The following is a 15,960-nucleotide window of genomic DNA, read 5'->3' as shown; positions in this document are numbered from 1 at the left end:
TTTAATCGCTCAGCGCGGCTAAAGTACATTTCATTGTCGAATGCTAGGGGTAAAGCATTCAATAATTTGCCCATTAAAGCTTCAATATCAACACGTAGTTTATTTCCGATACCACAAGGCAGCTTTAATACCTTTGGCGTACGGGTATCCTCAAAGTTCGCAACGTAACACCAATCAAACAGGGCTGCTGCATCGTGCTGGTGACGATTCAGATAGCGCAAGATCATGGTGCGTTTACCTAGCCCATTCTGACCAATGGCGTAGATGTTATACCCTTTCTCTTTGATGGACATCGCAAACTCGACCGCTTTTTGCGCGCGCTCTTGGCCCACGATTTCATCAATTGGAGGTAACTCCTTGGTCGACTTACATGGCATATTCTCTAGATCTGCTACAGAATATAGCTGCTTAGCTTCCAATCTTAGTATTGCCATATCCACTTCCTTTTTTCTTATTTTCGTTATTTGAGTGTAGAGATTATTTGCTTAATTTTAAGTGATTTACCTTCCACCCTAGATTGATTGGACATTTTATGAACACATAAGTGATATTAACACGCACTTGCAATTGATAATCAATTTCATTTAATATCTAAACAAATCAAATGTTGTGGAGATGGATATGAATATTGAGCAATGCTGGATGCGCTACTTAAAAGCGGAGCAACTGATGGAACAAGGCCATTGGCCAGAAGCTCATCGTTTATATGACGACGTGCTCAACAATCTACCCAACCACATTCATTTAGCGCTAGAAAATGCACAAACTAAACCTTGCCAGTTTGTATGTCTCATTACGGGGCTTAGAGATGCCAGCGTGACGCAATCAGAGATTCTCAACAAACTCGGCTTACAACATGATGCGTTCTCAATACTCAATCAAACTTACGCACTATTTCAATTTTTGCAGCTAGAGAGCCATGAACTGATTGAGCGCGTAGGTCACCTACTTGGTCAACAGAGCGAAGACTTATTAGCTCACATGGCGGCATTTTGCTCTGCCCAACGTAATGCTCAATGGATGATAGAACTCGAGCACGTAACGCGCGCGCATGAGCAGTTCTTACATTTGCAAGCAATGAGTTCGGCAAAAGCTTCGCCTTCTCACCTGTATAATTAATCTAAAGCTCAAGCATTGAGGCCAGCTAGGTTTGTACTGTCCATTGCTTGAGTATCATTTGCTTTATCAACCACAAGGATCTGTGATGTCTTCTAAAACCATTCTTTCGGTGAACAACCTATCAGTCAGCTTTACGACAAACGATGGGATCGTCGATGCAGTAAAGAATGTTAGCTTCGATTTAAAAGCAGGCGAGACGCTGTCCATCGTTGGCGAATCTGGCTCTGGCAAGTCAGTATCAACCAATGCACTGATGAAACTACTGCCAGACAACGCTATTTTGCATGAAAACTCATCCATCATGTTTGAGGGTAGCTCCATCTTGGATAAAACAGAGCGTGAAATGCAAAGTATTCGCGGTGATCGCATTGGCATGATTTTTCAAGAGCCGATGACCTCACTAAACCCGTACATGCGGGTGGGTATCCAAGTCGCTGAGGCCATCATGTGTCACCGCCCGGTCGACAGACGAACAGCAAAAGCAAAGGTGTTAGAGCTGTTTGAATTAGTTCATATGCCAAACCCAGAAAAAGCGTACAACAAGTACCCACACGAATTTTCTGGTGGTCAATTGCAACGCATCATGATTGCGATGGCACTGATTAACGAGCCCGATATTTTGATCGCCGACGAACCTACAACAGCGTTGGATGTCACGGTTCAAGCAGAAGTGTTGCACCTGATTAAAGAAATTCAGGCTCAGATGGGCATGGCAATCCTATTTATTACTCATGACTTAGGCGTCGTAAAACACTTTGCAGATCGTGTCATTGTAATGTGTAAAGGAGAAGTCGTCGAAGAAGGCGAAACGCAAATACTCTTCGAGGACCCAAAGCACGAATACACACGTATGCTAATCAACTCGATTCCTAAAGGCAGTAAGGAGCCTATTAGCGAAAGTGCTACACAGCTTTTAAAGGCCGACGATATACGAGTCAAATTCTTGGTAAAGTCGCATTTTATTGCGAGCAAGAATGAGTACTTCGAAGCGGTAAAAGGCATTTCTCTTGAGCTTAAACAAGGAGAGACCCTCGGGATCGTTGGGGAGTCCGGTTCAGGTAAGTCTACACTCGGCCGAGCTTTGATAGGTCTACTGCCCTCAACTGGCAAAATAGAATATAAAGGCCAAGATATGGCCTTGCTGACAAACAAAGAACGTTTTGAGCTGAAAAAAGACGTTCAGATGGTATTCCAAGACCCTTATGGTTCGCTTTCTCCTCGTATGACTATCGGCGAGATCATCACAGAAGGATTAACTGTCCACCAACCAATGTTGAGTAAAAAAGAACGTATGCAGAAAGCGCGCGACGTGCTCCGTGAGGTCCGCTTAGATCCCGCGTCCATCAACCGTTATCCGCACGAGTTTTCAGGAGGCCAGCGTCAGCGTATTGCTATCGCGCGAGCACTGATCCTTGAACCTTCGTTTATTCTGCTTGATGAGCCAACCTCTGCATTAGACCGCTCGGTGCAACTGACAGTGATTGACCTTCTGAAAGATTTGCAGAAAAAACACAATATTGGCTACTTGTTTATTAGCCACGATCTATCAGTAGTTAAAGCACTCTCTGATCGTGTTCTAGTCATGCAAAAGGGCGAGGTCATGGAACAAGGTACGGCCGAAAAGATTTTCCAAAACCCTAAAAATGACTACACGAAAAAACTGATAGATGCCTCATTTGATCTTGAAAACAGTGAAAATCAGCACAATGCGGCTTAGGTTCATCACAGTTTCATATTCATAAACTAGGATTAAGAAAAGGTGATAAATTCATCTTGTCTTAAGAATGGCGTAGCTGCCTTTCGGTTTGGCCGCCGAGACTGGTTGGTTCAAGAGTCAGACTTAGTCAACCTGGCTCAAATACTGGCAAACAGTATGAATTGAGTTCCCCCAACCATGAAAAATGCCGCGACACTGTCGCGGCATTTTTTTATTCTCAGAAGTTTCTAACAACTAGGGCATTAAATCGACTCAATACCCATATTATGTAACGTAAATGCATACACGTCTGTGGTGAGGTCAATTTGCTTACTCAGCGGCATTCCTGCACCATGACCGGCATTAACATCAATGCGTATCAATACTGGATTAGCGCCTTGCTGTTTGTCTTGCAGCTCCGCAATAAATTTGTACGAATGTGCTGGCACAACTCGGTCGTCGTGATCAGCAGTTGTCACCAAGGTAGCAGGATATTGCACGCCTTCTTTTACATTGTGAACAGGAGAGTAACCAAGCAAGTATTGGAACATCGCTTCACTTTGCTCCGACGTGCCATAGTCATACTTCCAGCCTTCTCCAGAAGTAAACGTGTGATAACGCAGCATATCAAGCACGCCAACCGCAGGCAGCGCGACTTTGAATAGTTCAGGGCGTTGCGTCATACACGCTCCAACTAACAAACCACCATTAGAACCACCGCGAATCGCTAGGCGATCCGAGCTAGTGTAGTCGTTTTCAATCAGGTATTCCGCCGCCGCAATAAAGTCATCAAATACGTTTTGCTTTTGCTGCTGAGTGCCTGCGTTGTGCCAGGCTTTACCGTATTCACCGCCGCCTCGCATGTTGGCGACAGCGTATATACCACCCAACTCTAGCCAGTTGGCTACATTGCCAGAAAACATTGGAGTAAGGCTGATGTTAAAACCGCCGTAACCATACAACATGGTTGGTGATCTACCATCAAGTGCAATGCCCTTCTTGTATGAAATGATCATCGGAACTTGCGTGCCGTCTTTTGAGGTGTAAAACACCTGTTTTGATTCATACTCATTACGATCGAACGGTGCCTTTGATTCTTGAAACAGTGTCGATTCACCAGACTCAACATCAAATGAGAAGATCGTCGGAGGCGTCACGTAGTTAGTGAATGTGTAATAAAGTGTGGTTTCTTCTTTTTTACCCGCCAGACCATAAGCCGTGCCTTCTCCCGGCAATTGTACATCTCGAATCCACTCACCTTGGTAGTTAAACTGCTGCACTTTAGAAAGCACATCTACCATATAAGTCGCAAACAGATAACCGCCACCTTTGCTGATTTCTAACGGCTGTTCTTGTTCAGCAATCACGTCAGCCCATTGTTCTGTCTGAGTGTTGTAGCTGACAACTTTGCCATTCGGCGCGTCTAGGTTGGTGTAAAGCAGCAAGGTTGCGTCTTGGCTATCAATTAAGTAGGTGTCGCCTTGCGTTGTCTCGCGCAGCGTCACAATTGCCTGTAACTCAGACTGTAAATCAATATAAAACAGACGATTACCCGATGTAGATTCTGCGCCAGAGATAATGAGGAAGCGATCATCTGTCGTCGTCGTACCAGACACATAACGATGAACTTGCGTATCCAACTCACCGAAAATCACTTTATCTTCAGATTGAGGTGTACCAAGTTCATGATAATAAAGCTTGTGATGCTCAGTTCGAGCAGACAACTCGCTGCCTTGCGGCTTATCGTAGCTTGAGTAATAGAAGCCTTTGCTGCCCAGCCAAGAAATCGACGTAAACTTCGCATCAACAATCTCAGGCTCTAGCTGTTCTTTGGTTTCCGTATCAATGACAAAGATCTTACGCCAATCACTGCCCCCTTCTGAGATGGAATACGCGACCAAACGGTAGTCTTTAGAGAAGCTGACTTCGCCAAGAGAGGTCGTGCCCTCTTCGGAGAAAGTATTTGGATCAAGGAAAACCTCGGCTTCTCCCTCGCCTTTACGTCGATACAATACACTTTGGTTTTGCAAACCGTCGTTTTTGTAGAAGTAGGTGTAGTCACCACGTACAAATGGCTGGGAATATTTTTCGTAGTTTTGACTGTTCGCCACTAAGTCACGGATTTGTTGGCGGTACGGTATCTGACCAAGGAAATCGAAGGTGACCGAATTTTGACCCGAAACCCATTGTGCGGTTTCTTCACTGCGATCATCTTCTAACCAGCGATAAGGGTCGGCAATGTCGTGACCAAAATAAGTGTCCACGACAGAATCTTTACGTGTTTTTGGGTAATGCATAACGTCCGTGTTACTCCGTTGTTTTTATTAAGTTGTTTATCTTCAATCGTTTTATTGCGGTGATTACCTTAGAGCACCCAATTTTGATTTCAACGACATTGTTTTAAATCTATGAAGAACCTAGAAATAATGAGATATCGTTAAGTACCGGTCACGAATGTGCTCAATAAGCAGCTTCACTTTGTTCGGTGGTTGACGAGTAAACGGATACACCGCGTAGATACCCAACTTTTTACCTACTAATTCAGGAAAAATATCCACCAGTTGACCATTACGAATATCGTGATACACCAAGCAGCGCGGGACGTAAGCAATACCATGGCCGCCCAGAGCGGCTTTACGTAATGCGGTCGCGTTATCAGTAGAAAAGCAGCCCGATACTTTGACGATGTAATTGCCATCTTCTCCTTTAAACTCCCAATCCGTTGCACCTGTGGTTTGGTAAGCGTATTGCAGACAATTGTGCGTGGTGAGATCAATCGGCTCGATCGGTTTCCCATTTTTCGCAATATAAGAAGGTGACGCGCATACCACCCATTGGGAATCGAGAATATGTCGTGCGATCAAACTAGAGTCGGCTAGGTAGCCAGTTCGAATGACTAAATCGTAACCATCAGCCACTAAATCGACAAAGCGATTATCCAATGACATGTCCACGGTCAGACCCGGATGAAGGTTACAAAACTCGGCAACAGCATCAGCAAGTATCAAATCTCCAGAGATACACGGCACGGACATTTTTATATGACCGCTCACATTCTCTCCAAAGCCTGCAACAGCATCCATAGCCTCCTGAGTGGCCTGCTTCACATTTTTAGCACTGTGGAGTAACACCTTACCTGCCTCAGTCAAGGTTAATTTGCGCGTTGTTCGATATAATAGCTGAGCCCCTATTTCTTCCTCCAACCTCGCCATTCTTTTGCTAACTACCGAATTTGTAAGGTTATTTGCCTCTGCAACCTTGCTAAAGCTGCCAAGTTCGATTACTTGAGAAAATAGAATTAAGTCGTCTGCTCTCATACCATTATGTCACTTTTGGAATTAATTATTTTCATTATTTCCCTATATCAACAAAAAATAAAGGAGTAAATTCACGCCAAATTAACAAAACCATTACAACAAAAAGTCACCTCTACAGCGGATTGACACCGTTCGAGAAGTCAGCGTACGAAGGATGTACAAATGAGTGAAACCCTACTTGCCCTAGTGGCATTTTCGCCAATTGTTGTTGCCGCCATCTTATTGGTTGGTCTCAACTGGCCTGCTAAAAAAGCCATGCCTATTGCGTTCGGTCTAACCGTCGCTATCGCACTAATGTTTTGGGATATGTCAGCCAATCGCGTACTGGCCTCCGTATTCCAAGGACTGGGCATTACTGTCTCTGTTCTATGGATCGTGTTTGGTGCCATCTTCTTGCTCAACACTTTAAAACACACTGGAGCGATCACCACAATCCGTAATGGATTTACCGATATTTCGGCTGACCGCCGTGTACAAGCCATCATCATTGCTTGGTGTTTTGGCTCGTTCATTGAAGGCGCCTCTGGGTTCGGTACCCCGGCAGCAATCGCTGCACCACTACTGGTTGCAATCGGCTTTCCTGCGCTAGCCGCTGTCCTAATGGGCATGATGATTCAGTCTACGCCTGTTTCATTCGGCGCGGTAGGCACGCCTATCATCGTAGGTGTAAACAAAGGTTTAGACACCCATAACATCAGTGAGTCGTTGGCCGCACAAGGTGCAACGTGGGAAATGTACCTGCAAGATATCACAGCGCACGTTGCTGTCATTCACGCAGTCGTAGGTACGATGATCCCAGTATTAATGGCGATGATGTTAACACGTTTTTTCGGCAAGAACAGAAGCTGGAGTGAAGGCCTGGATATTCTACCATTTGCGCTATTCGCTGGTGTCTCTTTCACCGTTCCATACGCGTTAACCGGCGTATTCTTGGGCGCAGAGTTCCCTTCACTTATCGGTGGTTTGGTTGGTCTGTCTATCGTTGTTACCGCAGCGAAAAAAGGCTTCTTAGTACCAAAGACTAAGTGGGATTTCGAAAGCGAAGACAAATGGCCTGCAGAGTGGTTAGGCTCGCTAAAAGTCGATCTAAACGACAATCCGGGCAAGCCAATGAGCATCGTAAAAGCTTGGGTTCCATATGTAATGCTGGCAGTTATTCTCGTCGCAAGCCGCGTTAGCCCTGAGCTGAAAGGCTTTGTACAAAGCGTAAGTTTGTCGTTCAGCAACATTCTTGGTGAGACTGGCGTTAGCGCTGCTATTCAGCCGTTATACCTTCCTGGTGGCATTCTGGTGTTTGTCGCACTACTTGCTGCAATGTTACAAAGCGGCAGTGTAAAGCCATTGCGTGAAGCGTTTGGCGAGTCAAGCAAAACACTGATTGGGGCGGGTTTTGTCTTGGTATTTACCATTCCGATGGTTCGTATCTTTATCAACTCAGGCATCAACGGTGCTGACCTAGCAAGTATGCCCGTCACAACCGCAAACTTCGCCTCTGACCTTGTTGGTTCTGCGTTCCCAGCGCTGAGTGCCACCGTTGGTGCACTGGGTGCGTTCATCGCTGGCTCAAACACGGTATCAAATATGATGTTCAGCCAGTTCCAATTCGAAGTGGCACAAACGTTGTCTATTTCGAGTGTGATTGTTGTATCACTCCAGGCCGTCGGTGCTGCTGCAGGTAACATGATTGCGATTCACAACGTTGTTGCCGCATCAGCCACGGTAGGTTTGCTTGGTCGAGAAGGCGCAACATTGCGTAAAACGATTATCCCTACGTTCTACTACATTGTAATGACAGGCATTATTGGATTGGTGCTGATTTATGGCTTCCAAATGACAGATGTCTTAATGAAGTAACGCGAAATGCAGGGTTTACAGCCCTGCCTAATTTGACACAGCTGTCTGCACTACTACCCCGACATGTTGATTTAGCTTGCTACATCAATTCCCCCGACAGCTGTGTCACCCTTTCCAGTTTGCATAACTGATTGAGTGATTTAATAAAATTTTTCAACCAATTATGTAAATGGGTTACCAACATCACCGATTCAAACGTAAGTGAACCATAGGTAACTATACTCATTTTGATGTCTTCACTGCTTTGCGATGAAGGCTCAACGAAAGAGCAAATTGCTCCACAACTTTGCTTAGAATAACCGCTAGGACACCATTATGATTATCTCAGCTTCTACTGACTACCGCGCTGCCGCGAAAGCCAAGCTTCCCCCGTTTCTATTCCATTATATTGATGGCGGCTCTTACGACGAACGCACGCTGAAGCGTAATACTGACGATTTAGGTGATGTCGCTCTTCGCCAACGCGTCCTACGCGATATGACAGATTTGAGCCTCGAAACCGAGATCTTCGGTGAGAAACTGGCAATGCCAATCGCGCTAGCTCCTGTTGGTCTAACTGGTATGTACGCGCGCCGAGGCGAAGTGCAAGCAGCAAAAGCAGCCGAGAAAAAAGGCATCCCGTTTACTATGTCGACTGTTTCGGTTTGTCCGATTGAAGAAGTCGCACCTGCAATTGAACGTCCAATGTGGTTCCAGCTTTACGTACTTAAAGACCGTGGCTTTATGAAGAACGTACTTGAGCGTGCAAAAGCAGCAGGCGTAACAACGCTGGTGTTTACCGTTGATATGCCAGTTCCTGGCGCACGTTACCGTGACATGCATTCAGGTATGAGTGGCCCTAACGCGGCCATGCGTCGTGTATTCCAGGCGATGCGCCACCCAAGCTGGGCGCTGGATGTGGGTCTACTTGGTAAACCGCACGACTTAGGTAACATCTCAACTTATCGTGGCGAACCAACAAAGCTAGAAGATTACATCGGCTGGTTAGGCGCAAACTTCGACCCTTCTATCTCCTGGAAAGATCTTGAGTGGATTCGTGATTTTTGGGATGGTCCAATGGTTATCAAAGGCATTCTAGATGAAGAAGACGCGAAAGATGCGGTACGTTTCGGCGCGGACGGCATTGTGGTATCTAACCATGGTGGCCGTCAGTTAGATGGCGTACTTTCAAGCGCTAAAGCACTACCAAGCATTGCGGATGCGGTAAAAGGTGATCTTAAGATCTTCGTAGACTCTGGTATTCGTACTGGTCTTGATGTCGTTCGTATGCTCGCACTTGGTGCAGACTGTACGCTTCTTGGCCGTTCATTTGTGTACGCATTGGCAGCACAAGGCGGAGCAGGCGTTGAAAATCTACTGGATCTGTACGATAAAGAAATGCGTGTAGCAATGACGCTGACTGGCGCTAAGTCTATCGCGGATCTTTCACGCGATTCGCTAGTGAAAATCCCATAATCTTTGCAATCGAGCAAAACAGAAACGAAAAAACGAGCCAACAGTGGCTCGTTTTTTATTGCTCTTCAACCCGATAATTTGACGAGCAAGCTAGCTAACTTGGTGAACGTACTCGATCACGACTTGGTTTCCGTCGATAAACACGTTACTGATATCGCCATCCACCGTCACACGATTTTGTAAATAAACGGTACCAGATGCAGATAGGTCACGCTCCGTCAAAGACGGAATCACCTGACCAGGACGTACATGTAGCTGCTCGCATAGCTGTTTTACAAAACCTAGCGTCAGTGGAGAATTACCACGTAACAAGCCAGAAAACTCGTGTAGACTCAAACCAAGGCGCTTCGCCATTTCCATTTGAGTGATGTGCATTTTGGCTTTTTGTGACATCCAGATGTCGTAGAGCGCGTTTCGATCCAGCTCTGTAAATTCCATATCTGCCTCCGCTAATTCAAGAGCCAATACACTCTCACACTTACTTAAGATAAATGTTAGCGATAAGTCAGAGAAGTTATAATTGATCGTCCAAATATCAACCCTCAATCATTGGTAGCGTACCTCTGAACATGCATGAGGCGGTCGCTCAACAGAACATTGAGGTGACTATCTTGTCATCGGAAGGAAAAGTCCATCTCGGACGGTTTAGACATAAGTAAATGATTTAAAGGAAATCACTGGGGTGAAGGAGTAATATCTGCTACCTTTCCTTCCATGGTTCACTAGAAATAAGTTACATATGCCACAGTGGTTTACCGAATTACAAAGCTACATTGAAACGTCTCATCAAAATTGGAGTGGGAGCGTCCTTTTCATTACGCTCGCTAGCTTTATAGCTTGGATAGCTTGGCGGCTGATTCGCTCTCGCCTCGCTGCGCTCGTAGAGAAAACGCCCTTCCACTGGGATGATATGTTGCTTGATGCGCTAAAAGCGCCAGTCAGTACACTCATTTGGTGTTGGCCAGCAACCGTCTCTATCGGCATCATATTGGAGAGCGAGCTCAACGATAAAATAAACTGGTTAAGTACGCTGAAACTGATTTTAATCATCAGCATCTTCGTATGGACCGTTATGCGGCTCATTACCAATGTTGAAGAGCATGTTCTCGAACAAAAGAACCGAGATGAAACAACAGTACAAGCGATAGCTAAGGTCGCGCGCCTGTTCTTTATTACCGTCGGAATTCTAACCGTAATGCAGGCATTTGGTCTGTCACTATCGGGCCTCCTTACCTTCGGTGGTGTTGGTGGTTTGATCGTCGGTTTAGCGGCGAAGGATTTGCTGTCTAACTTTTTTGGAGGTCTTATGATCTACTTCGATCGTCCATTTAAAGTTGGCGATTGGATCCGTTCTCCAGACCGACAAATAGAGGGGACAGTAGAACGCATTGGCTGGCGCATGACCATTATCCGAACTTTCGATAAGCGTCCACTGTATGTACCAAACTCAGTGTTTAGCAGCATTGTCGTAGAAAACCCATCTCGCATGCTGAACCGACGTATCTACGAAAAAATTGGACTTCGTTACGACGATGCAGAAAAAATGCCGCAAATTATCACCGCGGTAAAAGAAATGCTGAAAAATCACAAAGACATTGATGCACGCCAAACACTTATCGTTAATTTCGATACATTCGGTCCATCATCATTGCACTTCTTTATCTATACCTTTACTAAAACCGTGAATTGGGTGAGATACCATGAGGTTAAGCAGGACATACTGCTTAAGGTAATCAACATCATTAAAGAACACGATGCAGATATCGCGTTCCCTACTCAGACGCTTAAGCTTGATCCTATACAAATGGTAAAAGCGGAAGAGCAAGAAGATCACGGCTTCTAGTTTTCACCAATACCCAAATAATCAAGCCCGCTATGTTTAAGCGGGCTTTTTATTTTTCTTCGCATGAAGTGGTTATTGTTGCGTTAACACCATACGTGCATTCAGCGGTTGGATTGGGCGATTGTTTTTCCCCATTACTTCCGAAAAAGATTTTATCTGCTCAGGAGAAATAGTTTGTGCTTCTTTCATCACCAACCAACGCACACCTTCAGAGCATGGTGGTGTCGTTAGTGAGCCGTTAAAGCGGTAGTAGTCTTTATCACTTGGGATAAGGGCATCCGCATCAAATGGAACCTTGATGGTAACATCTTGATCTTTAGTTGGAATGTTAGCTAGCATCTTAGCTAAATCTGGGTTCGCGTCACCCAGTTTAAAGAACACCGCGACAACAGCTAGATGACCTACTTTGTCGGCATGCACAAAGTGTGCTTCTAGAGGGTATTCTTTACCGTCCACATGGTTTTCAGATGGCGTATGGAAGTGGAACTGTTTCAACGTAAACTCTTTACCATCAATGGTGAGTGTGTTTTTACCTTCTAAACCAGTCTGTAAAGTGTGACCGTTGTTCAGCAGTGAAATTGCCTTACCTTCGTAGTCGAAATTCAATTTTTCTAGCTTCGCTTCGGTCGCCGATTCAATGTTGATTGGGCTCTGGTTTTGACCTTTTGCGCACTCAGATGCAAACTCACCCCAATGAGCAGGTCCATGGTTTCCCTCGTAGCCCCAGCTTGCTGCATAAGCTGTTCCTGTAAATACCAGTGCCAAACCTAATGTTGTTAGTGACTTCTTCATCATTTTCCTTATTTCTGAAAGTTAAATTCCGTGAGAATAAAGCCATACTAATCTCACAAAATTAAGCAGTGACAGAGTGAAAACTATGATTACAAAAGATTTTTGGAATAGAAGCCTCTAATGATGTAATTGACATGATGCTCAAAATTGAACGTCAACGATTATTGAGTCGGTGTAAGTACCTGCAGGAGGGGTCGTTTGGCTGGTTAGTATCTGCGTGCGATAATTATAATTCTGTGGAGTGATACCATCAGGAATAGAGCCGCCAGTATCGACGTCACTGTGTTCACGACGTTCAGAACTGGTTCCTCCCCAGCGATCCATCGATGATGACTTATAGATTTCATACTCCAAATAGTGACCACTAGAAATCATTCGTCGCTGACCGCCGGACGCATTTAGGCCGTCATTCAAGCCAATGGAGAAGGAACTATTCTTGGTACAAGTTAACGATATAACCTGACTGACTGGTTCAAAACCGGCCACTAATGGGGATGAACCAAAATCAATATCTGGCGCTGTGATCATACAATCAGGGGTCACTTCCAACTCAACCGTAATCACGCTTTGAGCGCTGCCATTGGCGCGGCCAATGCATACCCCTAGAACCCCGATACCCTTACAGTAATCCCAAATCCAGGATACGGTGATTTGGTCTTTATAAGTCCCAGCGGAAAGATTACTACCCGCTCCCGTCCGAGCATAAAGCGGAAACTCAGCTTGAGTGCCAAACAACCCGAGTAAATCGAGTAACCCGATTTCAAAAAAATTGTAAGTTTGGCCGAATACATACTCTTGTGAAAGACCTGGATCGCCAAAAATCTGATAGCTGAGCTCCGAACTCGGATCATCCTCATTTAATAGCAAACCATTATTTATACTGTTAAACGTTGCTGATACGTAGTCGCCACTTAACAAAGACACAAGTGTAGAAAAGTCACACGTAATCCCCGCATGAGGCTGAGCTGAGCTTTGCTGCTGAGAGCTTGAAACAGTAAACGAAGAAACATTGCCAAACAAGATTAAAGGTGTTGCCGCCGTGAGCTGACAAGCCATTGTCGAGAACGAGAAAAAGAGAAGTAGGCTAGCAAACCAGCTGCGCAAAATCATAGTGCGGTCTCTTCTTCGGCTTTGATACAAACCTGCTCAGGCAATGTTTGTATTTTTTGACTGTCACGCTGATACAACCCCTCAATAAACACTTTACATGGCGGCTGTCCTTGAGGATAAAACTGAATATAGCGGCCTGGGTCAACGCCTTCAAAGTACGTAAAACCATCCCAACCAATTTGGCTTGTTAAGCCCGTTTCTGAGCGGCCATATGTACCAATCGGAAGGAACAAATGATTTTCGTCTACCACCGTCATGCTCAGTGCAATTTGTAGCTCTATTGGGAACTCTAACAGGTAGCCGTAGCCCGAATGTATCGAAGCAAACTGCTCTGTTGCAGAAAACGCAGCATTGGCAGGTAAATTAAGTGGATCGATTTCATATTTGGCGGTGTAATACGCCGTAGCCCAAGGAACAAGTAGGTAACCTTCATCGTCTGTCACTCCGACAATTTGATTTTCATATTTAACCGGAATACCTTCAAAACCACTGGTGCTCACCACAGCGAAGCTGTCATACACTTCATTCGCCGGGAATATTTCTCCATCCAACGTAGAGACCGAACCTGCCATTTCCGCAAAATAATCATAGTCGCCACTGGTGCCATTTAACCCCGCTCTGAACTGCGCCCATGACGCACGGTAGGTCAAATCAGCCTGTTTACGGTTTTCTGGGTGTTCGTTAATATCATGCGCTAAATTGACGCCCCACCCACCTCGTATTGGCGCAAGGCGGCTGTAACCCACTCGCCCTCGCACATCGCCACCGTCCTCTCTTTTCAGCGTTAGCCCCGAACTTCCCCCCAAAGAACTGAAAGGTAGAGAGAATTGCGCCAACGTAACACTCTGACCACCAATACTATGATTGTAAGAAAGGGACATATTGATATTAAAAGGCAGAGCGTAGCTATAAGTGAGATTTAGGGTACGTGAATCTGAGTCGGATTGTTGAATATCAAAGTACCCACCAGAAAGTGAGCCCCAATCTCCCAAACGGACTCCCATATTGATTTGTGATAGATGGCGCGACGCGAGTGAAGCGTCTTTGCCTTCATCGAGCATTTCGTAATTTGGTAAATGAGATAAGGTATAAAAGTCGGCTTGTTCTACTTGAGTTCGAGCAGCGAAGCTAAACAGCCGAGACTGATAACTATAACCTAGCGCATATGAGGTAGATTGATCCTGAAAATTACTCACACGAAACGAGGCATCCACCGTACCCAAGTTGAAAGCATTAGTGACAAAGCCCAGCCCCGCAACGATCAGGTCACCTTTTGCTTCAGCTTGAGCTTCTAATGTTAACCAATCAGTCATGCCATGACGCAGAGCGGTAACCACGCCACCGTCTCCATAGTCGTTAGATGCATTACCGAAATTTTCTCTGATCGCACCAATACTCGCACTGTAAGATGTAAATCCGGTCTTCAGTAGATCGGAAGAGAGAAAAAATGGGCTGGTCATGACCGTTTGCTTACCTTGAGCATCCGTTGCAATTACCGTTGCTTCCCCAGCACCAGAGAGCATTGGAATATCGTTAATAATGAAAGGACCGGGCCCAACATTCATTGAGTCAGTTTTAAAGCCATTGATAAACAAATCTAACGTAGTGGGCGCTGTGACCTCACCATAAAATGCAGGTAACGGCGTCGTCACGACATCCGGACGCATAGAGAAATCATGTGACAACTGAATACCCGCCAGTCTTACTGGTTGGCTCCAAGATAAAGGGCGAACAATATAGTCCCCTACCTCCATACGAATTCGCTTCTCTTGATTGACGTACTCGTAACTCGTATCAAAACGAGTGTACTGGCTGCTTTGCTGGGACTGAACATCGCGATGAAAGTTAGATTTAAATATCCCGGTAGTAGAAAAAACGCCAAACTCAGAAAAGGCTCTGACTTCATGATTGATAGAAACCTCCTTTTGTCGGCTTTCGTTCTCGTACACACCAAATACGTTGTAGTTAAGCAGGCCACCACGCCCAAACTGAGCCGGGGAAAATCGCCCCATATCCTGCGCTGATAAATTCTGCATCGGTAACCAATTAGGCGGTACGTCAATTGCGAGTTGCAATGACGATTGCAAGTAACGCACGTTAACACCTGGGATAGACGTAACCTCAAGTCTCTCTTCGGTTCCAGGCAACGACTTGGCGGTAACCCCAACTGAAATGAGGTCCTCCCGGAGCAAAAAGAACTGATCGCCAACTCGCTCAACTTTCGCAACAAGCCCGGTTGCTCTTTGATTGATCACCAACTCCAGATTGAGGCTAATATTCTCAAACTTTTCTAATGAGAAATTTTCAGGACTCGGTAGCTCAGAGAAGTGGTTTGCTGAATTTGCACAAAGACCAATACTGCTCCACGTTACGCTAAGTAATACCAACCAAAAGAAAGCATTCATTGTATTAAATCTATTCATTATTGCTTCAATGGTATTTGGTAACGTTTACCTCCAATATTCGCGCTCAAACTCAAGGGTCTGACATTACTATGGGGAATAGACCAAACCTTATACTGTTCAGGAAGAATATAGCCAGCTAGTCCATCGGAAATAACGACAGGATCTTTATTTGGTAGATTCAACTGTAAATTCACTAAGCGAACATGGTGTTTTCCTGAATTTTTAATGTGAACAAAACGCTGATTATTTTTCTTAATAAACTGTGCCTGTAAATCATCCCATAATTCACTGTCACGGTTTGGTTTTTGAGTATCAGTCAGCCCTTTCCCGTAAATAAACAAAGGTATCGAGTAACGCATTCGGACTTTT

The 15,960-nt window shown here is 45.1% G+C and carries 12 protein-coding genes and 1 pseudogene; 5 read left to right on the top strand and 8 right to left on the bottom strand.

All coding sequences use genetic code 11. The features are described from left to right. Positions 1-434: Lon-like protease helical domain-containing protein (locus IQR33_RS20595; RefSeq protein ID WP_193843994.1), on the bottom strand; the 434-nt coding region annotated here is incomplete at its 3' end. Between the two features lie 187 nt (positions 435-621). Between IQR33_RS20595 and IQR33_RS20590 the strand changes: the two genes are divergently transcribed. Further along, positions 622-1,119, top strand: coding sequence for a hypothetical protein (locus IQR33_RS20590; RefSeq protein ID WP_017635485.1), 498 nt, complete (start codon positions 622-624; stop codon positions 1,117-1,119). A gap of 85 nt (positions 1,120-1,204) precedes the next feature. Continuing rightward, entirely contained in the window at positions 1,205-2,836 is a 1,632-nt protein-coding gene (locus tag IQR33_RS20585; protein ID WP_193837767.1) for an ABC transporter ATP-binding protein, read from the top strand. A 242-nt stretch (positions 2,837-3,078) separates the two neighbouring features. Here the strand turns inward: IQR33_RS20585 and IQR33_RS20580 are convergent, their stop codons facing one another. Both IQR33_RS20580 and IQR33_RS20575 read right to left on the bottom strand, forming a co-directional pair. After that, positions 3,079-5,112, bottom strand: coding sequence for a prolyl oligopeptidase family serine peptidase (locus IQR33_RS20580; RefSeq protein ID WP_193843993.1), 2,034 nt, complete (start codon positions 5,110-5,112; stop codon positions 3,079-3,081). A gap of 120 nt (positions 5,113-5,232) precedes the next feature. Beyond that, positions 5,233-6,132: a LysR family transcriptional regulator gene (locus tag IQR33_RS20575; RefSeq protein ID WP_005375112.1), complete on the bottom strand. Its 900-nt coding sequence runs from the start codon at positions 6,130-6,132 to the stop codon at positions 5,233-5,235. Positions 6,133-6,294: 162 nt separating this feature from the next. On the opposite strand from IQR33_RS20575, the gene IQR33_RS20570 reads away from it, so the two are divergent. Both IQR33_RS20570 and lldD read left to right on the top strand, forming a co-directional pair. Next, the gene (locus IQR33_RS20570) at positions 6,295-7,986 is read left to right on the top strand and encodes an L-lactate permease (protein WP_017635488.1); all 1,692 of its coding nucleotides are present in this window, start codon (positions 6,295-6,297) and stop codon (positions 7,984-7,986) included. A 315-nt stretch (positions 7,987-8,301) separates the two neighbouring features. Further along, positions 8,302-9,441: an FMN-dependent L-lactate dehydrogenase LldD gene (gene lldD, locus IQR33_RS20565; protein WP_005383962.1), complete on the top strand. Its 1,140-nt coding sequence runs from the start codon at positions 8,302-8,304 to the stop codon at positions 9,439-9,441. Positions 9,442-9,531: 90 nt separating this feature from the next. On the opposite strand, the gene IQR33_RS20560 is transcribed toward lldD, so the two are convergent. Further along, positions 9,532-9,879, bottom strand: a complete 348-nt coding sequence (locus IQR33_RS20560) for a helix-turn-helix domain-containing protein (protein ID WP_005375109.1) — start codon at positions 9,877-9,879, stop codon at positions 9,532-9,534. A gap of 301 nt (positions 9,880-10,180) precedes the next feature. Between IQR33_RS20560 and IQR33_RS20555 the strand changes: the two genes are divergently transcribed. Next, positions 10,181-11,284 carry a mechanosensitive ion channel family protein gene (locus IQR33_RS20555; RefSeq protein WP_005375107.1) on the top strand — a complete coding sequence of 368 codons (1,104 nt, stop codon included), beginning with the start codon at positions 10,181-10,183 and terminating at the stop codon, positions 11,282-11,284. Between the two features lie 72 nt (positions 11,285-11,356). Here IQR33_RS20555 and IQR33_RS20550 read toward each other — a convergent pair whose 3' ends face one another. The 4 genes and pseudogenes from IQR33_RS20550 to IQR33_RS20535 all read right to left on the bottom strand — a co-directional run. Then, positions 11,357-12,076 carry a carbonic anhydrase gene (locus IQR33_RS20550; RefSeq protein ID WP_005375106.1) on the bottom strand — a complete coding sequence of 240 codons (720 nt, stop codon included), beginning with the start codon at positions 12,074-12,076 and terminating at the stop codon, positions 11,357-11,359. Positions 12,077-12,217: 141 nt separating this feature from the next. Continuing rightward, positions 12,218-13,186: a spore coat U domain-containing protein gene (locus IQR33_RS20545; RefSeq protein WP_193837768.1), complete on the bottom strand. Its 969-nt coding sequence runs from the start codon at positions 13,184-13,186 to the stop codon at positions 12,218-12,220. Beyond that, positions 13,183-15,591 (bottom strand): fimbria/pilus outer membrane usher protein, encoded by a 2,409-nt coding sequence (locus IQR33_RS20540; protein WP_193837842.1) that lies wholly within the window; start codon positions 15,589-15,591, stop codon positions 13,183-13,185. The genes IQR33_RS20545 and IQR33_RS20540 overlap by 4 nt, the downstream gene beginning before the upstream one ends. Positions 15,592-15,608: 17 nt before the next feature. After that, positions 15,609-15,960: pseudogene (locus IQR33_RS20535) on the bottom strand (molecular chaperone); the annotation flags it as partial.

This window comes from Vibrio sp. OPT46 (genome assembly GCF_015163535.1).
GTDB lineage: Bacteria > Pseudomonadota > Gammaproteobacteria > Enterobacterales > Vibrionaceae > Vibrio > Vibrio alginolyticus.
Note: the sequence above shows the minus strand (reverse complement) of the source record. Positions and strands in the feature narration are given on the sequence as shown.